18 protein-coding genes are annotated in these 20,967 nt (G+C 72.2%); 7 read left to right on the top strand and 11 right to left on the bottom strand.

Annotated features, from left to right (window positions below):
* Window positions 1–5 precede the first annotated feature (5 nt).
* From FFT09_RS03960 to FFT09_RS03945, 4 genes are all read left to right on the top strand, one after another.
* A complete protein-coding gene (locus FFT09_RS03960; RefSeq protein ID WP_138381847.1) occupies window positions 6–1,187 on the top strand; it encodes an ester cyclase in 1,182 nt (393 codons plus the stop codon).
* On the top strand, window positions 1,184–2,014 hold the full coding sequence (locus tag FFT09_RS03955; protein WP_208544348.1) for a nitrilase-related carbon-nitrogen hydrolase: 831 nt from the start codon (window positions 1,184–1,186) through the stop codon (window positions 2,012–2,014). Before FFT09_RS03960 ends, FFT09_RS03955 begins: the two co-directional genes overlap by 4 nt.
* A gap of 253 nt (window positions 2,015–2,267) precedes the next feature.
* Window positions 2,268–3,683: a DUF4389 domain-containing protein gene (locus FFT09_RS03950; protein ID WP_081190770.1), complete on the top strand. Its 1,416-nt coding sequence runs from the start codon at window positions 2,268–2,270 to the stop codon at window positions 3,681–3,683.
* Window positions 3,684–3,848: 165 nt separating this feature from the next.
* Window positions 3,849–4,832 carry a TerC family protein gene (locus tag FFT09_RS03945; RefSeq protein WP_138381845.1) on the top strand — a complete coding sequence of 328 codons (984 nt, stop codon included), beginning with the start codon at window positions 3,849–3,851 and terminating at the stop codon, window positions 4,830–4,832.
* Between the two features lie 12 nt (window positions 4,833–4,844).
* Here the strand turns inward: FFT09_RS03945 and FFT09_RS03940 are convergent, their stop codons facing one another.
* On the bottom strand, window positions 4,845–6,314 hold the full coding sequence (locus tag FFT09_RS03940) for a bifunctional aminoglycoside phosphotransferase/ATP-binding protein (RefSeq protein ID WP_208544347.1): 1,470 nt from the start codon (window positions 6,312–6,314) through the stop codon (window positions 4,845–4,847).
* Between the two features lie 215 nt (window positions 6,315–6,529).
* Here FFT09_RS03940 and FFT09_RS03935 point away from each other — a divergent pair, with 215 nt between their 5' ends.
* On the top strand, window positions 6,530–8,806 hold the full coding sequence (locus FFT09_RS03935) for a heavy metal translocating P-type ATPase (protein ID WP_208544362.1): 2,277 nt from the start codon (window positions 6,530–6,532) through the stop codon (window positions 8,804–8,806).
* A gap of 12 nt (window positions 8,807–8,818) precedes the next feature.
* On the opposite strand, the gene FFT09_RS03930 is transcribed toward FFT09_RS03935, so the two are convergent.
* A complete protein-coding gene (locus FFT09_RS03930; RefSeq protein ID WP_138381843.1) occupies window positions 8,819–9,433 on the bottom strand; it encodes a hypothetical protein in 615 nt (204 codons plus the stop codon).
* On the bottom strand, window positions 9,430–9,948 hold the full coding sequence (locus FFT09_RS03925; RefSeq protein WP_081190767.1) for a universal stress protein: 519 nt from the start codon (window positions 9,946–9,948) through the stop codon (window positions 9,430–9,432). The genes FFT09_RS03930 and FFT09_RS03925 overlap by 4 nt, the downstream gene beginning before the upstream one ends.
* 212 nt (window positions 9,949–10,160) lie before the next feature.
* On the opposite strand from FFT09_RS03925, the gene FFT09_RS03920 reads away from it, so the two are divergent.
* Window positions 10,161–11,366, top strand: coding sequence for a cytochrome P450 (locus tag FFT09_RS03920; protein WP_138381842.1), 1,206 nt, complete (start codon window positions 10,161–10,163; stop codon window positions 11,364–11,366).
* A gap of 67 nt (window positions 11,367–11,433) precedes the next feature.
* The gene (locus tag FFT09_RS03915; protein ID WP_138381841.1) at window positions 11,434–11,637 is read left to right on the top strand and encodes a ferredoxin; all 204 of its coding nucleotides are present in this window, start codon (window positions 11,434–11,436) and stop codon (window positions 11,635–11,637) included.
* 103 nt (window positions 11,638–11,740) lie between these two features.
* Here FFT09_RS03915 and mgrA read toward each other — a convergent pair whose 3' ends face one another.
* The 8 genes from mgrA to FFT09_RS03875 form a co-directional block, all read right to left on the bottom strand.
* The gene (mgrA, locus tag FFT09_RS03910; RefSeq protein WP_081191021.1) at window positions 11,741–12,766 is read right to left on the bottom strand and encodes an L-glyceraldehyde 3-phosphate reductase; all 1,026 of its coding nucleotides are present in this window, start codon (window positions 12,764–12,766) and stop codon (window positions 11,741–11,743) included.
* Between the two features lie 26 nt (window positions 12,767–12,792).
* Window positions 12,793–13,824, bottom strand: coding sequence for an iron-siderophore ABC transporter substrate-binding protein (locus FFT09_RS03905; RefSeq protein WP_138381840.1), 1,032 nt, complete (start codon window positions 13,822–13,824; stop codon window positions 12,793–12,795).
* Between the two features lie 48 nt (window positions 13,825–13,872).
* The gene (locus FFT09_RS03900; protein ID WP_138381839.1) at window positions 13,873–14,934 is read right to left on the bottom strand and encodes a Gfo/Idh/MocA family protein; all 1,062 of its coding nucleotides are present in this window, start codon (window positions 14,932–14,934) and stop codon (window positions 13,873–13,875) included.
* Between the two features lie 91 nt (window positions 14,935–15,025).
* Window positions 15,026–16,033, bottom strand: coding sequence for a galactofuranose ABC transporter, permease protein YjfF (gene yjfF, locus FFT09_RS03895; RefSeq protein ID WP_138381838.1), 1,008 nt, complete (start codon window positions 16,031–16,033; stop codon window positions 15,026–15,028).
* Entirely contained in the window at window positions 16,030–17,163 is a 1,134-nt protein-coding gene (locus FFT09_RS03890) for an ABC transporter permease (protein ID WP_138381837.1), read from the bottom strand. Before FFT09_RS03890 ends, yjfF begins: the two co-directional genes overlap by 4 nt.
* Window positions 17,160–18,731, bottom strand: a complete 1,572-nt coding sequence (locus tag FFT09_RS03885; RefSeq protein WP_138381836.1) for a sugar ABC transporter ATP-binding protein — start codon at window positions 18,729–18,731, stop codon at window positions 17,160–17,162. The genes FFT09_RS03890 and FFT09_RS03885 overlap by 4 nt, the downstream gene beginning before the upstream one ends.
* A 29-nt stretch (window positions 18,732–18,760) precedes the next feature.
* Window positions 18,761–19,726, bottom strand: coding sequence for an ABC transporter substrate-binding protein (locus FFT09_RS03880; RefSeq protein ID WP_081190759.1), 966 nt, complete (start codon window positions 19,724–19,726; stop codon window positions 18,761–18,763).
* 185 nt (window positions 19,727–19,911) lie between these two features.
* Complete coding sequence (locus FFT09_RS03875) at window positions 19,912–20,964, bottom strand: LacI family DNA-binding transcriptional regulator (protein ID WP_081190758.1); 1,053 nt, start codon at window positions 20,962–20,964, stop codon at window positions 19,912–19,914.
* Window positions 20,965–20,967 lie beyond the last annotated feature (3 nt).

Here is a 20,967-nt window from a genome sequence, read left to right as displayed (position 1 = left end):
ACCCGATGACAGCCACCGAAGAGGGCCGCGAGCACCAGGGGCCCGCCCCGGCGGACTCACGGCCGTCGAGCCCTCCCGGCACGATGGCGCCGGGGCGGCGCACGATGCCGCGCGATCACCGCATCTCGCTCACCCCCGGCTACGGCGTCGACGCGCCGAACGTGACGCCGGGGGAGCGGCGGCAGTCGCTGCGCGGCTTCGAGGACACCTACACCGACATCGTCGACTACATCGTCCGCATCACCCACCGCATCTGGGAGGACCAGGACGTCGGCTACATCTACGACACCTACAGTCCCGGCTGCAGGCTCTACGACGACAGCGGTGTCCACTACGGGGTGGAGCAGCTGGTCCACGGCACGATGCAGAGCATCAACGCGTTCCCCGACTGCAGGCACTACGCCGACGACGTGATCTGGGCGGGCACCGACGAGGAGGGCTTCGTCACCTCGCACCGGGCCATCAACATCGGCCACCACACCGGCCCGTGGCGCTGGAGCGAGCCCACCGGCCGCAAGCTCGACACGTGGGTCATCGCCAACTGCGTGGTGCGGGAGAACGAGATCTACGAGGAGTGGGTGCTCTACAACACCGCGGCGAAACTCCAGCAGCTCGGCATCGACGTGCTCGCCGCCGCGCGTGACTACGGCAACTCGCTCGCCTTTCCCACGCTGTCCGAGCGGCCGTTCGCCGAGGTCGACCGCATCGAGGGCGGGCGCAAGCCGCTGCCGTACCCGGAGGCGCCCAGCGCGGACTTCGACGTCGAACACGAGGTGCGCAGGCTCTTCCACGACGTCTACAACCGGCGCGACCTCAGCGCCGTCGACCGCCTCTACGCCGAGACCGTGCGCTGGCACGGCACCACGAACCGCACCGGACAAGGCCGCTCGGACGTGCGGGGGATGGCGCGCAACCTGCTGGCCACCTTCCCCGACCTGGGCGTGCGGGTCGACGAGGTCTACTGGATGGGCAACGAGGCCGACGGGTTCAGCGTGTCGGTCCGCTGGTCGGGGGCGGGCACCCACCGCGGCTACGGGCTCTACGGTGAACCCACCGGCAGGCGGGTCCACCTCTGGGGCATCTCGCAGCTCTACTTCGCGCAGGAGCGGATCGTGGAGGAATGGTCCCTGTTCAACGAGTTCGACGTGCTCGCCCAGTTGCTGCGCGACGAGCCGGGGCGTGCGTGAGGCGCGTCGCGTGCGCGCCACTGGCTCCCCGGGTCGGTGACCTCGCCGCCAACCGCGCGCTCACGCTGGCGGCGATCGGCGCCGCGCGGCGGCGGGGTGCCGACCTGCTCGTGCTTCCCGAGCTGGCCACGTCGGGCTACGTCTTCGCCGACGCGGCGGAGGCGCGGTCCGTCGCGGTCGGCGCGGACGACCGGTTGCTCACCGACTGGGCCGAGGCCGCGGGAGAACTCACTCTCGTCGCCGGGTTCTGCGAACTCGGCGACGACGGGGCGCTCTACAACAGCGCCGCGGTGCTCGACGGCGACGGGGTGCGCGCGGTCTACCGGAAAACCCACCTGTGGGACCGCGAACACCTCGTGTTCACCCCGGGCTCGGCGCCACCGCCCGTCGTGGACACGCGAGCGGGGCGTCTGGGCGTGCTGATCTGCTACGACCTGGAGTTTCCCGAACTGACGCGCTCGCTCGCGATGCGCGGCGCCGAGGTGATCGTGGCGCCGGTCAACTGGCCCCTGGTGGCCCGGCCGCCGGGGGAGCGTCCACCCGAAGTCGTGATCGCGATGGCCGCCGCCCGCACCAACCGCGTGTTCGCGGCGATCTGCGATCGCACGGGCACCGAGCGAGGCCTGCGGTGGACGGCGGGCACCACGATCCTCGACGAGTCCGGCTGGGTCCTCGCCGAGTCGGTGGAGGACGCGCTCGTGGTCGCCGACCTCGACCCGGCACGCGCGCGGGACAAGTCGCTGTCCGGGCGCAACGACGCGCTGGCCGACCGCAGGCCCGAGCTCTACGGCACCGGCGAGGCCCAGCCCGGCGCCTCGGCGCGCTGATCCGCGCGCGGGCTTCACACGGCCGACCAGCCGTTGTCGACTGGCAGGACCGGGCCTGGGGACCTCCGGCCCTGCCGGAGGGGGCCGATCAGCGCTGCTGCCGCCGCGCCAGGCCCGGAACGCTGGACGACGTGGTTCGGACCGGATGGCTGCCCCCGTGGGAAGCGAGAGCCCGTCGGCGGGTGGCGCACCACCGGACGGTGGGCCAGGACCCGCCGGAGTGCCCGCTGCCCGCCGAACCGGGGGGCACGGGATGACCACCACCGAACCGGCGCCCGCGCATCCGGTGCGCGTGCGGGCAAGCCTCGATCCGGAGCTGTCCCGCTGGCTGTGGCTGGTGAAGTGGCTGCTCGCGCTCCCGCACTTCCTGGTGCTGGCGGTGCTGTGGCTCGCTGTGGCCGGGGTGACGTTCGTGGCGTTCGTGGCCGTGCTCGTCACCGGCCGCTATCCGCGCGCCCTGTTCGACTTCACCGTCGGTGTGCTGCGCTGGAGCTGGCGGGTTCACTACTACGCCTACGCGGCACTCGGCACCGATCGGTACCCGCCGTTCACGCTCGCCGACGTGCCGGACTACCCGGCCCGGCTGGAGGTGGACTATCCACCGCGCCTCTCGCGGGGTCTCGCGCTGGTCAAGTGGTTGCTGGCCGTCCCGCACTACCTCGTCGTCGGCCTGTTCACCGGCGGTGCCTGGGGCTGGTGGTGGTCCGGCGACGACCGCGTGACCGGGTGGGGGCTCATCGGGATACTCGTGCTCGTCGCGGCGATCGTGCTCCTGTTCACCGGCCGGTACCCGAGATCGGTGTTCGAGTTCGTGGTGGGGCTCGACCGCTGGGTGGTACGGGTGGTGGCCTACGTCGGCCTGCTCACCGACGTCTACCCGCCGTTCCGGTTGGAGCAGGGCGGTGACGAGCCGGGCCCGGCACGCGCGCCCGGCCCCGGCGGGACCGCTCCGCCCGGTGACCGCCGGGGCTGGACGGCCGGGCGGGTCAGCGCCGTCGTCGGCGGGTTCCTGCTCACGCTCGCCGCCCTGGCACTGCTGGCCGGTGGTGGGACCGCGCTGTGGGCGGACACGACGCAGCGCGACACCGACGGCTACGTCACGGCGTCGACCACTCTGCGCACCGGCTCCGGCGCGCTGGCGACCGAGCGGATCGACCTGGGCGAGCCGGGCGATCCCGTCGGTGCGGCGCTCGGTGATCTCCGGGTGCGGGTGACGCCGACGGAACCCGGCCGGGAGGTCTTCCTCGGAGTGGCACCGGCCGCCGATGTCGCACGGTATCTCCGTGGCACCTCCCACGCCGTCGTGCGCGACCTCGCCCCGGGCGGGGTCACCACAACGGCCGTGCCGGGGCCGCCACCCGCCCCGCCCGGCACCGTGGCCGGGTGGACCGCACAGGCGAGCGGCGCGGGGACGCAGGAGGTGCGGGTGCCCTCGGAAGCCTCGGAAGGCGGCGACTGGGCGGTCGTCGTCGTTCCCACCGGCGACGCGAACGGCTCCCGAGGCGTCAGTGTGCGCGCCGAGGTGGGCGCCACCGCGCCCGCGCTGCCCTGGGTCGCGGTCGCGGGCCTCGCGGTGGGCACCGTCGTGCTCGCCGGTGGCTCGGTGCTGATCGCTCTGGCCGCTCGCCGCGCGTCGCCGCCGGGGTCCGCGGCGAGCTCGGCGGCTTGACAGCGGCGGTGGCGGTCGGCATTGTCGGCGGAGAGGAGGGGAGTACCCGCCCTTTCCGGGATCGTCAATACGGCGGCTTCGTCGGCCGCCCGGTCCCGAACCGTGCCGCCGCCGCTCACCCGGCTCACGGTGGGGAGACCTCCGGTACTGAACCGGAGGTGTGTCGTGGTTGTCGACTGGTGGGTGTGGCTTGCCGTGCTCGGCGTCATCCTGCTGATGCTCGCGATCGATCTGTTCGCGCATCGTCGTGCTCACGTGGTGGGCGTCAAGGAGGCGCTGGCGTGGTCGGCCGTGTGGGTCACGCTCGGGCTGAGCTTCGGCGTGATCGTGTGGTGGGTCTGGGGAGCGGAGTTCGCCGCCCAGTACTTCGCGGGCTACGTCATCGAGAAGTCGCTGGCCGTGGACAACGTGTTCGTGTTCGCGATCATCTTCAGCTACTTCGCGGTGCCCCGCGAGTACCAGCACCGCGTGCTCTTCTACGGCGTACTGGGCGCGCTGGTCTTCCGAGCAGGCTTCATCGCGGCCGGGTCCTGGCTCATCGCCTCGTTCGCCTGGGTGCTCTACGTCTTCGGGGCGTTCCTCGTCGTCACCGCCGTCCGGATGGCCCGGCAGAGCGACGAGACCATCGACCCGTCCCGCAGCGTCGTGCTCAACGCCTTCCGCCGGATCATTCCCGTCACGGAGGACTACCACGGCCAGCGCTTCTTCGTGCGCAAGCTCGGCCGCTTGTACGCCACGCCGTTGCTGGCGGTGCTGGTGCTCGTCGAGGTCTCCGACATCGTCTTCGCCGTCGACTCCATCCCGGCGATCTTCGCCGTGACGCAGGAGACGTTCCTCGTGTTCACCTCCAACGCCTTCGCGATCCTCGGCCTCCGGGCGTTGTACTTCCTGCTCGCCGACCTCATTCACCGCTTCGTCTACCTCAAGCTCGGGTTGGCGATCGTGCTCGCCTGGGTCGGCGTGAAGATGCTGCTGCTCGACGTCGTCAAGATTCCGACGGTGCTGTCGCTGGGCGTCGTGGTGGCGATCCTCACCGTCGCCGTGACCGCGAGCCTCCTGCGGACCCGGGGAGGCGGCTCCGGCGGCACCGGGAAGACCGGGCCACCGGAGCGGGCCGGCAGCACCGAGGAGGACACGCACACCGGCTGAGCGGGACCGGGCTCACTCCCGCAGGTGTGCGAGCGCCTGCGTGAGTGAGCCCTCCACGCTGCCCGCCGTGAGCACCCGGTGCGACTCGGGCCAGGGATTGAGCCGGTCGGTGAGCCGCTGCGCGATCTCCGGCGTCGCGTCGGACACCGCACCGGAGCGCTCCCGCAGCCTGCGCGCCATCGTGGCGGGCGGGGCCCAGCACTCCAGCTGCTCCAACCCGCTGTCGGTGCGGGCGGCGAGCGCGGCGGCGGCCTCCCGATGGGCCGTGGAGATCCACGACGCGTCCAGTACCACCGTCTCGCCGCGCGCCAGTCGCCCCTCGGCCCTGCGCAGCAACTCGGCGTAGGTGCGCTCGGTGTTCTCGGGGCTGTAGATGCCGCGTTCGAACTCGGCGGCCCCGCTCTCGGTGGCCTCCAGACCCGCCAGCTCCTTGCGGACGCGATCGCTGGTGAACACGGTGGCGCCGAGCCGGTGGGCGATCGCCTCGCTCAACGTCGACTTGCCGATGCCGGGCAGGCCGCCGACCAGGATCAGCCGCACCACGCCCTCGCGCAGGTGCGCCAGTGCCAGGGACGCGTGCTCGTGCGCGAGATCGGCCGCGCGGGGATCGCCCTGGGCGTGGCGCAGGCACGCGACCTTGGCCCGCACGAAGGCCCGGTAGGCCACGAAGTGGTGGCGCAACGACGCCGGGGCCGGATCGGCCGAGGCCGTGACGTAGGTGTCGAGCAGCAGCGCCGCCAGTTCCGGGGCCCCGAGGCGTTCCAGGTCCATCGCCAGGAACGCCACGTCGTCCAGCCCGTCGACGGCCCGCAACCGGTCGTCGAACTCCAGGCAGTCGAGGATGCGGGGGCCATCGTCGAGGCAGAAGATGTCCTCCGACAGCAGGTCGCCGTGCCCGTCGACGATCCGGCCCTCGGCGATCCGGTCGGCGAACAGGGGTTCGCGCCCGGCGAGGTAGGTGTCGCTGAGTTCCTCCACCCGCTCGGCGACGGTCGTGCCCACCACCCTCCGGTGTGGCGCGATCTCGGCGAAGCTGTCGTGCCAGCGCCGCCGGATCGCGTCGCGGGTGCCCTCGTTCTCGAGTGCCTCGCCACGGGCGGCGTCACGGTGGAACCGGGCCAGGGTCTCGGCGATGCCCCGCACCGTGTCCGCCAGTGGTTCGTCGTGGCGCACCAGCGTCTCCAGGCGGCGCTGCTCCGGCATCCTCCGCATCACCACCAGGTGCTCGCACACCGCACCGTCCGGGCCCACCAGGTCGGCCACGCCGTCGTAGACGTCCGGCGCGAGACGCCGGTTCAGTTCCACCTCTCGGTGGCACGCCACCTCGCGCCGGTGCAGGTCACGGAAGTCCACGAAACCGAAGGCCACGGGCTTTTTCAGCTTGTACGCGCGGTCGCCGACGAAGAACACCACTCCGATGTGGGTCTCGCGCAGCCCCACCCACTCCGGAGGGAGCCGCGCGAACCCGGCCGAGTGCGCCATACCGGTCACTGTGGTCGCCGGCGGGGTGGCCGCGCCAGGGGCGGAGGTCACCGGGCCGCGTCGCGTTCGACCCGCCGAGGCAGGCCAGGATGCGCCGATGGTCCCGGCGCGGAGGGGGACAGCGGCCCTCGCACCGGCACCGGTGTGCGGTGTTGGCTGTGCTCGACGTGAGGAACCGGGACGACACGTCCGGCCGTGGCACCGGGCGTGAGCTGATGCTGCTGGCCGGCACGGTGGTGCTGCTGGTGTCGGGGCTGCTCGTGTGGCCCCTGACACCGGAGGTGGCGCGCGTGCTGTGGGCCTGCGTCACCGGCGCGATGCTCGTCCCGTCGGCGGCCCGGGTCGTGGGCGAGCTACGGCGGCACCGGTACGGCGCTGATCTGCTGGCCGTGCTGTCGCTCGCGGGAACCCTTGCGGTCGGCGAGTACCTGGCGGGCGCCGTGGTGGCGTTGATGGTGGCCACCGGGAGGGTGCTGGAGGCCGCCGCCGAGCGGCGTGCGGCGCGGGACCTGTCGGGCCTGCTCGCCCGCGCGCCCCGCAACGCCCACCTGCGGCACGGAGACGAGATCGAAACGGTTCCGGCCGGGCGGGTCGTGGCGGGCGACGTGGTGGTGGTGCTGCCCGGCGAGGTCGTCCCGGTGGACGGGACGGCCCTGGGCGAGGGGATGTTCGACGAGTCCGCGCTCACCGGAGAGTCTCGGCTGGCCGCCCGGTCCGTGGGGGAGGACGTGCGCAGCGGCGTGGTCAACGCGGGAGCCGCTGTCCCGCTGCGTGCGTCGGCGGCGGCGAGCGACAGCACGTACGCCGGGGTGGTGCGCCTGGCGGAGCAGGCCACGGCCGAGCGCGCGCCGATCGCCCGGCTGGCCGACCGGGTCGCCGTGTGGTTTCTGCCGCTGGCCCTGGTCATCGCCGCGGTGGGCTGGGCGGCGTCCGCCGACGCGGTCACCGCCGTGGCCGTGCTGGTCACCGCCACCCCGTGCCCGCTGCTGCTGGCCGTGCCGATCGCCGTGACGGGCGGGATGTCGCGGGCGTCGCGTGCGGGTGTCGTCGTCCGGGACGGTGCCGCGCTGGAACTGCTCGGCGGGGCGCGGTCGCTGCTGCTGGACAAGACGGGCACGGTCACGGCGGGGCGTCCCGAGGTGACCGACGTGCTGTGCGCGCCGGACACGACCACCGAGCAGGCACTGGGTCTCGCCGCGGCCGTGGAGCGGTACTCGCCGCACGTGCTCGCGGAGGCGGTCGTGCGCGCGGCGCGCCGCGCCGGTGTGGCTCCGCCCTCGGCGGACGACGTGACCGAGGAACCGGGCCGCGGAGTCGAGGGCCGGGTCGGCGACCGGTTGGTCCAGGTCGGCACGCGGCCCACGGGGGAGGAGCTGCCGCACTGGGCGGCGACTGCGCTGCGGCGGGGCAGGCTGGATCTCGCCACGGTCGTCTGGCTCACCGTCGACCGTGTTCCCGCGGCGGCGCTGCTCGTGCGCGACCGCATCCGTGCCGACGCGTCTCGCACCATGCGGCGCCTGCACGCGTCGGGAGTGGCTCGCATCGTGCTGCTCACCGGCGACCGGTCCGGCAGCGCCGACGAGGTCGCGGCGATGCTCGGCCTCGACGAGGTGCAGGCGGGCGCGGACCCCGCCGCCAAGATCGCGCGGGTGGGGCGGGAACGGGAACGCGGAACCGTCGTCATGGTCGGCGACGGCATCAACGACGCTCCGGCGCTTGCTGCGGCGGACGTGGGAATCGCCCTCGGCTCGCGCGGATCGACCGCCGCGGCGCAGGCGGCGGACGCGGTGATCGTCGATGACCGCATTGCGCGGCTGGCCGACGCCATGGACATCGCACGCCGCACGCGCCGGGTCGCGGTGCAGAGCGCGATCGTGGGAACGGCGCTGTCGGTACTGGCGATGATCGCCGCCGCGCTCGGCAGGCTACCCCCGCTCGCCGGGGCACTCGTCCAGGAGGGCATCGACGTCGCGGCGATCGCCAATGCGCTGCGCATGCTCGGTGGCGGGCACCGGCCGCGTTCCGGGACGGAGCCGTTGCTGCGGCGGTTCGCGGCCGAGCACGAGAGCCTGGCTCCGGTGCGCGCGGCCGTCCGGCAGGCGGCCGACGGCCTGACCGACGGGATCACGGCTTCGTCCGACGCCGCCGTCCGCCGCGCGTTCCGGCTGCTCACCGAACGGCTGCTGCCCCACGAGCGCGCCGAGGAGTCGGAGCTGTACCCCTCGCTACGCCCGGCGTTCGGCGGTTCCGACGGGATCGCCACGATGAGCCGGGGCCACGCGGAGATCGAACGGCTGTGCCGCAGGCTCGGCCGCCATCTCGCCGAGGAACCGCGACGGCTCCGGCCCGATCAGGTCGACGACCTGCGAGCCACCCTCTACGGCCTCGACGCCGTGCTCACCCTGCACTTCGCGCAGGAGGACGAGGGGTTCTTCACGCTCGCCGACGGTACCGCCGGCACCGACGGCACTGAGGGCACCGACGGCCGGTGACCGTCGTCGGCGTCAGCGGATCGGCACGCTGTGCTCGGCGGCCGTCCTGATGGTGCGCAGCGTCGCCTTCTGCAGTGACGCCACGAACGGGGCGACGGTTTTCCAGTACCGGCCGAACAGGACCGCCGTGCGCCGGTCCGTGGTGCTCACCCGCAGGTCGTAGCTCACCAGGGAGCGCATCCCGTAGGGCCTCGCCGACAGCGACAGCACGATCGTGCCGAAGCCGGGCTCCGCGAACTCGGTGAACCGGTCCGGTTCCACCTGTCGCCACTGCACCACCGGTTTCCAGAAGCGCCCGGCCACCCCGGCGGCCACCTCGCTGCCGGGTGCCTCGCCCAGCAGTACCCACTCCGACTCGGCCACCATGTCGTCCAGCGTCATCCGCGTGGGGGTCCTCGGCGGCCCCTGCCCGCGGTGGCGCCACCGCTCCGGCAGCGCGCGCACCCACATCGCCGCGCCGACCAGCGGGCCGCGCACGTCGGTCAGATCGAGGTGGCGGGCGGCCTCGTAGGCCCGCACAGTGTCGGCACCCACGACGAGGTGCCGTGCCTGCACCACATCGGGCTCGGGGGCGAAGCGATCCGCCAGTGACGGCGTGTGCCCGCCCGGGATTGACTCGTCGGTCATCGGTCCTCGGCTCCCGTTCCTGTCTCACCAGCGTGTTCACGGGTGTGGGCCAGCCCCGCCGGCACGACCACCACCGGGCACCGCGCCCGGCGAACACAACTCGCGGACACGCTGCCCAGCAGCATTTCGGACAGCGCACCGCGCCGGTGGCTGCCCACCACGAGCAGGTCGGCCCGCTCCGACGCGGTGATCAGCTCGCCGGCCGGATCGCCCGCCCGCACGGTCTCGGTCACCGGCACGTCGCCCGCGTGCGGGACCGCGGCGGCCACGGCCGCGATCGCCGCCCGCAGGTACGCGCGCGTGCCGCTGTCGTCCGTCACGGGCCTGCGCCCGCGCGGCTGGAACGTGTACGACGTTCCCGGCAGCAGCGCGTCGGGTTCCCGCACGGCCACGGCCTCCACCGCGCCACCCCGGTCGGCCGCGTCGGTCACCGCCCAGCGCAGCGCCAGCTCGGCGGTGGCCGAGCCGTCGATACCCACCACGATCCGGCGGGAGGGCAGGTCGGTGCGTGACATGTCGATGCCGGTCCCCTCACCTCGCTCCACCACTCTTCACCGGCCGGGGTGCGAGTAGGTAGGGCCGTCGGGCCCCGCCCGCATCGTGTCCGCAGCCTGCGTAGCCGTGTCCGCACTTCCCGTAGCCGTGTCCGCAGCGACGGCTTGCTTGACGGAGATCACGCCCTGCGCTTCACTGGCGTCGGAGCCCGGCTACCGAGAGGAAGCACACTGTGGCGGACAGCGAGACCGTGGCCGAGTATCCGTTCGTCAATCCCACTGCACTCGAACCGCCCGAGGAATGGGCCCGCCTGCGGACTCGGTGCCCGGTGAGCACGGTCCGCCTCCCCAGCGGCGACGAGGCATCGCTGCTCACCCGCTACGACGACGTGCGGCAGGTGCTCGCCGACTCGCGGTTCACGCGGCAACTCGACGCCGGGGCGGGCGCGGCGCGCATCGCGGCCAACGAGTCGGGGGGCGTGTTCAACAGTTCGATGGCCTCGACCATCCCCCAGGCCGGTCCGGGCCACCAGCGCTGGCGGCGCAGGGTCAGCCGCTGGTTCACCGCGAAGCGGATGACGGCACTGCGCCCCGGCATCGAGGCGATGGCGGACCGGCTGATCGACGGGATGGTGGAACGGGGCGCCCCCGCCGACCTGAAGGCGGACCTCGGATTCCCGCTGCCCGTGTGGGTCATCTGCGACCTGCTGGGTGTTCCGGAAACCGACCGTGACCGCTTCGCCTACTGGTCGGACACCCTGCTGAACCTCACCCGGTACGGGCAGGCCGAGATCGACGCGGCGCAGGCCGAGTTCACCGGGTACATGGCCGAGCACGTCGCCGCGCGGCGCGCCGAGCCCGGTGACGATCTGCTGAGCAGTCTGCTCACCGAGGACGACCCGATGCCGGACGCCGCGCTCGTCGCCACGGGAATGGGACTGCTGGTGGCCGGGCACGAGACCACGGCCAACATGATCGCGAAGATGGTGGGGATGTTGCTGGCCGACCGGGCGCGCTGGGAAAGCCTCCTGGCGGAGCCCGCGCTGGTGCGGACGGCCGTTGAGGAGGCGCTGCGCTTCGACGCCAACCCGGGCTTCGGCATGCCGCGTTACGTCAGCGAGGACGTCGAGTTCGACCACGCGAGGATCGAGGCGGGCACCACGGTGGTCTGCAGCATGGCCGCCGCGAACCGCGACGAGCACGCTTTCGCGCGGGCGGGCGAGATGGACCTGACTCGCAGCCCGAATCCGCACCTGGCCTTCGGCGTGGGCGCCCATTCGTGTCTCGGGCAGTCGCTCGCGCGCACGGAGTTGCAGGCGGTGCTGACCGTTCTGCTGCGCCGCCTGCCGGGTCTGGAACTCGCGGTGGATCCGGCGGAACTCGACCGGGTGGAAGGTCTCGCCGTGGGCGGATTGCGCACCGTACCGGTGCGGTGGTGAGCGACGCCGCAGCGATCGCGCCTGCGCGAGGGCGGAAGGACATCGATCAGTGACAGGGAGGCGACACATGAGAATCAGCGTCGACGAGGACCGGTGTTGCGGGTCGGGTCAGTGCTCGATGCTGGTTCCCGAGGTGTTCGACCAGCGCGAGGACGACGGCATCGTCGCGTTGCTCGACGCGAGCCCGCCCGCTCAGCTGCACGACTCGGTGCGTGAGGCGGCGGACATGTGCCCGACCTCCGCCATCCAGGTGGAGGACGTGGAGGACTGAGTCCGCACATCGTGTCCGCAGCCTGCGTAGCCGTGTCCGCATCGCACGCTGCGGACACGGCTACGCAACTTGCGGACACGGCTACCTAAGCTGCGGACACGGTTCAGCGGGAGCTCGACTCGGCCCAGATGTTGATGCCCGACTCGGTGGCGTAGTCGTCGATCTCGGCGAGCTCGGCGGCGGTGAAGTCGAGGTTGTCCAGAGCCGCGACGTTCGCCTCCAGCTGGCCGACGCTGCTGGCGCCCAGCACGACCGAGGTCATCCGCTGGTCACGCAACGCCCACGCGATCGCGAGCTGGGCCAGCGACTGTCCCCGCCGGGCTGCGATCTCACCCAGCGCGCGCACCTTGGCGAGGTTGTCGTCGGACAGGAACTCGGCGGGCAGCGAGCTGTCCCGGCTCGCGCGGGAGCCCTCGGGCACCCCACGCAGGTAGCGGTCCGTCAGCAGGCCCTGCGCCAGCGGCGAGAATCCGATGCAGCCCACGCCCTCGCGCTCCAGGACGTCGAGCAGATCCTGCTCGATCCAGCGGTTGACCATCGAGTACGACGGCTGGTGGATGCGCAGCGGCGTTCCCAGCTCCCGCAGAATGGCGGCGGCCTCGGCGGTCCGCTCGGCGGAGTAGGACGAGATCCCGACGTAGAGCGCTTTGCCCTGGCGTACCGCCGTGTCGAGCGCACCCATCGTCTCCTCGAGCGGCGTGTCCGGGTCGAGGCGGTGCGAGTAGAAGATGTCGACGTAGTCCAGCCCGAGCCGGGACAGACTCTGGTCCAGGCTGGCGAGCAGGTACTTGCGTGAACCCCGGTCGCCGTAGGGGCCGGGCCACATGTCGTATCCGGCCTTCGTCGAGACGATCATCTCGTCGCGGTACGGCCGGAAGTCGGTGGCGAGCACCCGGCCGAAGTTCTCCTCGGCCGAGCCGTAGGGCGGGCCGTAGTTGTTCGCCAGATCGAAGTGCGTGATGCCCAGGTCGAAGGCCCGGCGCAGGATCGCGCGCTGAGTGTCCAGCGGCCGGTCGTGGCCGAAGTTGTGCCACAGGCCCAGCGAGATCGCGGGCAGCCGGAGCCCGGTGCGGCCCGAACGCCGGTACGGCATGGAGTCGTAGCGCGAGGATGCGGCCTGATACGTCATGGCCGCATCCTCGCACGGGATCATGCTCAGCCGGTGGTCGCCGGGTCGCCGTCCAGGGCGGCCGACAGGCGGGGCACGAGGTCGTCGACGATGTAGGGCACGCTGAGCACTGACGCCTGGGAGAACGCGGTGCCGAAGTCGCTCGAATTGTCGATCATCACTTCGCGCTTCTGCTTCGCCACCGGCAGGGTCGAGTACAGCGTGTCCTTGCGCAGGGCCTCGCCGTCGTCGTCCAGCAGCCACAGCAGGACGTCGGTGTCGAGCACGTCGGCGCGTTCGCGGCTGACGCTGGCCCCGAACTGGTCGCCCACCAGTTCGCCGAGCCGGTCGGGAAGCCGGAGGCCGAGATCGGTCAGCAGCACCGAGCGCGGGTCGTTTCCGCCGTAGAGGAAGTAGCCCTCGTACAGGGTGGCGATGAGCGCGGTGGCGCCCTCGAACTCGGGGTGCTCCGCCCGGACGCTCGCCAGGTGGTCGTCGACCTCGGCGACGACGCGGCGCGCTTCGTCGGGTTTGCCGACCGCCCGGCCGATCGTGGTCGTGAGGTCGCGCCACGGCATCCCGTAGTCGGGCAGATCCGGCGGTGGCGCGACGGTCGGAGCGATCTCGGAGAGCGTGTCGTACTCCTCGCGGGTGAGGTCGGAGTACAGGCCGACGATCAGGTCGGGACGCAGCTCGGCGATGCGCTCGAACTGGATGCCGTTGGTGTCGTCGAGCACCACGGGATCGTCGGCGCCGCCGAGTGCGTCGCGGGCCCACGGCCCGATCGCGCCGGGGTAGTCGCTGAACCAGCGGGTGGTCGCCACCGGCGTCACGCCGAGGGCCAGCAGCGCGTCCTGGTCGGTGTATCCGACGCTGACGACCCGCTCCGGCGCCTCGTCGACGGTCGTGGACCCGAAACGGTGGTCGAGTGTGACCGGCAGCGCGCCGGATTCGGCTCCCACCGGGCCCGCGCCGTCCTGGCCGGCCTGCTCGGTGCCTCCCGAGCAGGCGGCCAGCAGCAGGGCGGTGACGGCGAGAACGGCGGGGGCCACGCGGCGCCCCCGGGACAGGACAGACATGGCCCTAAGGTTTGCCTAACCAAACCCGGTTGGTCAAGAGTGGGTGGGTCACGTCTGTGCCGCGCCGCCCGCCGACAGTGCGTGCGCCCGCTCGATGACGGCGAGGACCGCCACGGCATCGCGGGGGTCCACCGGTGGCGGCGTGCCGTCGCCGGTGAGTGCGTGCGCGAGCTGCCGGTAGAACGCGCCGTAGTCGCCGCGTTCGCCGGGCACGCGGCGGGTGTCGTCGCCTGCGCCCAGCAGGCCGGGTTCCCGGTCGAGGCCGAAGCCGTCGTCGGTGGGCAGTGCCCCGGCCCGCAACGCCGCCTCCTGCGGATCGAGACCCCAGGTGGTGTAGGCGGCCCGGTCGCCGAGCACGTGGAAACGCGGCCCCGGCAGTGCGGCCAACGACGACATCGACAACCGCGAGCGGGTGCCGTCGCGATGCCGCAGGACGACCAGCGTGTCGTCGTCGGCGGCGCCGTCGGGCAGGCCGGGTGTGCGGCGGGTGACGTCGGCCCACACGTCCTCGACCGGACCGAACAGCCGCATCGCCTGGTCGATCAGGTGGCTGCCCAGGTCGAACAGGATGCCGCCGCCGTCGGCGACCGGTGTGGCGGCCTTCCAGCTGCGCGGTCCGCCCGGCTTCCAGGACTCGAACCGCGACTCGAAGGTGTGGACGCGGCCGAGTTCGCCACGCTCCACGAGCCCGCGAAGCGTGCGGAAGTCGCCGTCCCAGCGCCGGTTCTGGAACACGGTGAGCACGCGACCCGCCTCGCGGGCCCGCTCCACGAGCGCCGTGCCCTGGGCGCTGCTGACCGCGAACGGTTTGTCCACCACGACGTGCAGGCCCGCGTCGAGGGCGCGCGAGGCCAGCTCGGCGTGGGTGCGCGGCGGGGTGCCGACGACCACGAGGTCGAAGTCGGCCGCGCGGGCCAGGACGTCCTCGGCGTGGGGCAGCACCTCGACGCCGGGGTGCGCCGACCGGGCCGTCGCGGCGCGTTCAGGGTCGGCCGTGACCACCGCGTCCAGCGAGTACGCCGGGTCGCAGGCCAGGAAGGGTGCGTGGAACACCCTGCCGGAGACGCCGAACCCCACTACCGCGGTCCGAACCGGTCCTGACGAGACCATGGCTCCACCCCCGTTTCCGTCGTGTCCGCAGCCTACGTCGCCGTGTCCGCACTTCCCGTAGCCGTGTCCGCGGTTCCCGAAGGCCCGGAGGTCACCTCGCCGGGCCGGTACGGCGCGCGACGGCCCGCTGCAACACGATGAACACCAGGAGCAGGAGCCCCACGACGATCTTCGTCCACCAGGAACTGAGCGTTCCCTCGAACGAGATGATCGTCTGGATCGTGCCGAGCACCAGCACGCCCACCATCGAACCGACGACGTAGCCGGAGCCGCCCGTGAGCACGGTGCCGCCGATCACCACCGCCGCGATGGCCTCCAGTTCCATGCCCACGGCGTGCAGGCCGTAGCCGGAGAGCATGTACAGCGCGAACAGCAGTCCCGCCAGCGCGGAGCAGAATCCGCTGATCGCGTACACGCCCACCTTCACCCTCGCGGTGGCCAGGCCCATGAGCAGGGCGGACTGCTCACTGCCGCCCACGGCGTAGACGGTGCGGCCGAAGCGGGTCCGGTGCAGCACGTACACCGCCACGGCCACGACGAGCAGCGCCACCACGGCGCCGTAGGTGAGCCGGACGTCGCCCGGCAGTTCGATCACTCCGGTGGCGAGGTCGCGAAAGCCCTCGTCCTTGATGGAGACCGACTCGACGTCGATGACGAAGCACAGCCCCCTGGCCAGGAACATCCCCGCCAGCGTGACGACGAACGGCTGGATATCGAAATGGTGGATCACCATTCCCATGAGGAGCCCGAACCCGGTGCCGAGCACGAGCACCGCCAGCACCACCAGCGGCACCGGCCAGCCGTCCCGCAGGGTCGCGGCGGCGACCATCGTGGACAGCGCGACCACCGAGCCCACCGAGAGGTCGATGCCCCCGGTGAGGATCACGAAGGTCATCCCCACGGCGAGCACGATGAGAAACGCGTTGTCGATGAACAGGTTCGCGAACACCTGGCCGGACGCGAACGCCTCGTACCGCAGCGCACCGACGCCGAAGGTGGCGAGAAACAGCGCCACGGTGGCCAGCAGCGGGACGAACCTGCGCGGCGGGGTGAGGCGCCCACGACCCGGTGCCTTCGAGGACGCGGAGGAGACCGTCAACGCTGCCCCGCCTTCGCCGTCGGAGCCGTCTCGGTGGCGCCCTCTGCGCCCGCTGTGCCCTCCGCGCCTTTGCCGCCCTCGCCGCCCGCGCCTGCCGCGGGGCCGGGCGGCGAGGGGGAACGCCGCCCGCGCCGCAGCAGCGCCCTGGCCTTCGGCGACTGCACGAGACACACGGCGATGACCACCAGCGCCTTGAACACCAGTGTGACCTCGGAGGGGATGCCGATGGTGTAGACCGTGGTGGTCAGCGTCTGGATCAGCAGCGCCCCCACGAGCGTGCCGGTCAGCGAGTACCGGCCTCCGGAGAGGGCCGTGCCGCCGAGGACGACCGCGAGGATGGCGTCCAGCTCGATCCACAGCCCGGCGTTGTTGGCGTCGGCGGCGCTCACGTTCGAGCTGATCATGAGCCCGGCCACCCCCGCGCACAGTGCCGCGAAGACGTAGACGGTCCAGATGATGGTGCGGGAGCGCACGCCGGCCAGCCTGCTCGCCGTGGGGTTGCCGCCGACGGCCTCGATCAGCGTTCCGAGCGCGGTTCGCCGGGTGAGCACGGCGACGAGGGCGAACACGCCGAGACTGATGAGGATGGCCACGGGCAGCACGAGAAACCCGGCGCCGACGCCCGCGTACGTGCCGTTGTTGACGGTGACGATCTGCCCGTCGGTGATCAGCATCGCGACGCCACGGCCCGCCGTCATGAGGACCAGCGTCGCGATGATCGGCTGGATGCCGAGCACCGACACGAGAAAGCCGTTCCACGCGCCGAGCGCCACACACAGTCCCAGCGCCAGCGCCATGCCCCACAGCGCGGTGGAGGCACTGCCCTGGTCGGCGGAGCCGGCGATGGTGGTGCAGGCCACGGCCCCGGCGATGGCGGCGACCGCGCCCACCGACAGGTCGATGCCCCGGGTCGCGATGACCACGGTCATCCCGAGCGCGATCAGCAGCGTCGGCGCGCCGTTCTTCAGGATGTCGACCAGACTGCCGTAGAGGTGGCCGTCCTGGAAGCGGAGGTCCAGAAAGGACGGTGTGACCACGGCGTTGAGGACCAGCAGTGCCAGCAGCGCCAGAACCGGCCAGGTGACGGTGCTGTGGCGGGCTCGCGCCGCGAACCCGGCGGTGCGGCTCATGACGCGAGCCTTTCGACAGCCGGGGAACCGCCGCGCGCGATCAGGTCCATGACCTCGTCCACGGTGATGTCCGGGTGGTCCAGCTCGGCGACCGCGCGGCGGTCCCGCAACACCACGACCCGGTCGCTGATGCGCACGACCTCCTCCAGCTCGGCCGAGATGAACACGATCGCCAGGCCGTCGGCGGCCAGTTCGGTGACGAGTCGCTGGATCTGGGCCTTCGCTCCGACGTCGATGCCGCGGGTCGGCTCGTCGAGGATGAGCAGCTTCGGTTCGGTGACGAGCCAGCGGGCGAGCAGCACCTTCTGCTGGTTCCCGCCGGAGAGGGTGCCGACGAGCGCGTCGGGGTTCGCGGGGCGGATGTCGAGCGTGGTGATCCAGCGCCGCACGAGCGCGTCCTTCACCCGGCGTGGGACCGGTCTGGCCCAGCCCCGTGCCGCCTGCATGGCGAGCACCAGGTTCTCCCGGACACTGAGGTGGGAGACGAGGCCCTCGCCCTTGCGGTCCTCGGAGCAGAACGCGACGCCACGGGCGATGGCGGCGCGCGGCGTGCGCAGTGACACGGCCGTGCCGTCGATCTCGACGTGGCCCGAGTCCGCCCGGTCGGCGCCGAACAACAGCCGCGCGAGCTCGGTGCGGCCGGAGCCGAGCAGCCCCGCCAGCCCCACGACCTCGCCCGCCCGGACCTCCAGGTCGACCGGTTCGATCGCGCCGCGCCGGCCGAGCCCGCTGGCGCGCAGCAGCGGCGCCGTCCCCTCGTCGCGCACCTCGTGCTCGGTGGCCATCCGCTCCACCTGTTCCAGCGTGCCGAGTTCGCGGCCCAGCATCGCCGACACGAGGTCGAGCCTGCCGAGTTCCCGGGTGGCGTACTCGCCGACCAGCACGCCGCCTCGCAGGACGGTCATCCGGTCGGAGATCTCGTACACCTGGTCCAGGAAGTGCGACACGAACAACACGGCCACGCCGTCGTCGCGCAGCACCCGGATGATGCGGAACAGCTCGGCGACCTCGTCGGCGTCGAGGCTGGAGGTCGGTTCGTCGAGCACGAGCACGCGCACGTCGATCGCGACGGCGCGGGCGATGGCGACCAGCTGCTGCACCGCGATCGGATGCGAACCCAGCGCCGAGTCGGGATCGATGCGCAGGCCGATGCGGGCGAGCAGCTCGGCCGCACGCCTGCGCAGCGCGCGGCCGTCGATGCCGCCCAGCCTGCGCGGCTCCCTGCCGAGCAGGATGTTCTCGCCCACCGTCAGGTTCGGGCACAGGTTGACTTCCTGGTACACGGTGCTGATGCCCGCCCGCTGCGCCTGCCCCGGGCCGGAGAACGACACGCGCTCACCCGCGAACCGGATCTCGCCCGCCGTGGCGGAGTGAACGCCCGTGAGTGCCTTGATGAGCGTCGACTTGCCCGCGCCGTTCTCGCCCAGCAGCGCGTGTACCTCGCCGGGGAACAGGCGGAAGTCGACGTCCTGGAGCGCCTTCACGCCGGGAAACTCCACCGTGATGCCCCGCAGAGTGAGGACCGGCTCCGGGGCGGGAGCCGTCGCTGTGTTCCGGTTCTCGGTCATCGTGTGCCTTCGCTTCCCGCCCCGGGGCCTCAGTACTGCCGGTCGGGCAGTGCCTGCCGCGCCTCCTCCTGCGTGAAGGTGGTCTCCTCGACCACGACGCGCTTGGGCACCTCCTCGCCCGCGACGACCCGCTCCGCCAGGTCCATGAGCTGGTCACCCAGCAGGGGATTGCACTCGACGATGAAGTTGATCTTTCCGTCCGCGAGCGCCTGCATGCCGTCCCGCACGGCGTCGACTGTGATGATCCTGATGTCCTCGCCGGGGGTGAGCCCCGCGGCCTCGATGGCCTCGATGGCTCCGAGTCCCATGTCGTCGTTGTGGGCGTAGACCACGTCGATGTCGTCGTGTGCCTTGAGAAACGCCTCCATCACCTGCTTGCCGCCCGAGCGGGTGAAGTCCCCGGTCTGGGAGGCGATGATCTCGACTCCCGAACCCGCGATCGCCTCGGTGAAGCCGGTGTGGCGGTCGATGGCGGGTGCCGCTCCGGTCGTGCCCTCCAGCTCCACGACGGCGACGGAGTCCTCGCCCTCGGTCTCCTGCAGGAGCCATTCGCCCGCCTTGCGGCCCTCCGCCACGAAGTCGGAGCCCAGGAACGTCTCGTAGAGCGAGTCGTCCTCGGAGTCGATGGCGCGGTCGGTGAGGATCACCGGGATATCCGCGCGCTGGGCCTCCAGCAGCACGGTGTCCCAGCCGGTCTCCACCACCGGGCTGAACGCGATGACGTCCACCCGCTGCTGGACGTACGAGCGGATGGCCTTGATCTGGTTCTCCTGCTTCTGCTGGGCGTCGGAGAACTTCAGCTCGACCCCGGCGCGCTGCGCGGCCTCCCGCACCGACTTCGTGTTCGCGGTTCGCCAGCCGCTCTCGGCGCCGACCTGCGCGAATCCCATCGTGAGGCCATCGGGCTCCCCACCGGCGGAGTCGTCCGAGCCGCAGGCGGCGAGAGTGCCGAACAGGGTCACGGCGGCCACCGCAGCCGTCCATCGTCTGAGCACCGATCTTCCTCCTGACTGCCGTCGCGAGCTGCGCGCGGCTCGTACCCGGCGCCCTTCGCGCGGTGATCCGCGTCACTTGATCGGCAAGTGTGAACGCTAACATGGACGGCGTCAAGGGAGCCGATCAGAAAAGTCGCCGCCGGAAGGCGGCGTCGAGCGGCCGTGCATGTTAGCGCTCACTCGGATCAGCGGACGGGACGAACTCGCCGCCTGCGCCCGACGCTGCTCTGGCGCACGACCAGCTCCGGCGCCACGACCGCGACCGGCGCGGGGCCGGGGCCGGGAGGTCCTGAGGCGATCTGGCCGAGCAGCAGCTCGATGCTGCGGCGCCCGACCTCCTCGAAGTCCTGCCGCACGGTGGTCAGGGGCGGGGTGAAGTAGGCGGATTCGGGAATGTCGTCGAAGCCGGCCACGAGGACGTCGTCGGGTACGGACACGCCGCGCTCGTGGAAGGCCCGCAGGACACCGAGTGCCATCTGGTCGTTCGCGACGAACACCGCCCGCACGTCGGAGCGTTCGGCCAGCAGCTGCCCGGCCGAGTAGCCCGAGGCCGGACTCCAGTCGCCGTGCAGCGGTTCCCCGGGCTCGATCCCGGCGTCGGCGAGCTCGGCGCGCCAGCCCGCGACGCGGTTCTCCGCCTCCAGCCAGTCGGAGGGGCCCGCGACGTGCCACACCGTGGGAGCGCCCTGGGCGAGCAGATGCCGCGTGGCCAGCCGGGCTCCTTCGGCCTGGTCCACGCACACCACGGGCCTGCCGTTGCCGTCCCCGCCCTCCACCACGACGAGTGGGAGGTCGGCGGAGGCGCCGGCGAGTGCGTCCACCGTGGCCCGTCGTGGTGCGATCACCACGACGCCCTCCACCGACTGGCTGGTGAGCCGTTGCAGAGCCTGCCGCACCGCTGCTCCGTCGGCCACGCGAACACCGGCCACGCTGACGTAGTAGCCCGCCCGCCGCGCGGCCTGTTCCAGCCCGGACAGGGTGCTGGCCGGACCGTAGAGCGACGTGTCGAACCCGACCACGCCGAGCACTCCGGTCCGCCTGGTCACGAGCGCCCGTGCGGCGGTGTTGGGCCGGTAGCCGAGTTCCTCGATGGCCGCGACGACACGGGTCCGGGTCACCGGTGACACGGACGGGTGTTCGTTGAGTACGCGCGACACCGTCTGCTGGGACACCCCCGCCAGGCGCGCGACGTCGGCCATGACGGCGGGCCGCCTTGGCGCGGGCGCGTTGCTCGCCATGAC

The sequence above is a fragment of the Saccharomonospora piscinae genome (assembly GCF_005862235.1).
In the GTDB taxonomy this organism is placed as follows: Bacteria; Actinomycetota; Actinomycetes; order Mycobacteriales; family Pseudonocardiaceae; genus Saccharomonospora; species Saccharomonospora piscinae.
The sequence above is the reverse complement of the archived record's forward strand: the minus strand, read 5'-3'. Positions and strand labels throughout refer to the sequence as shown.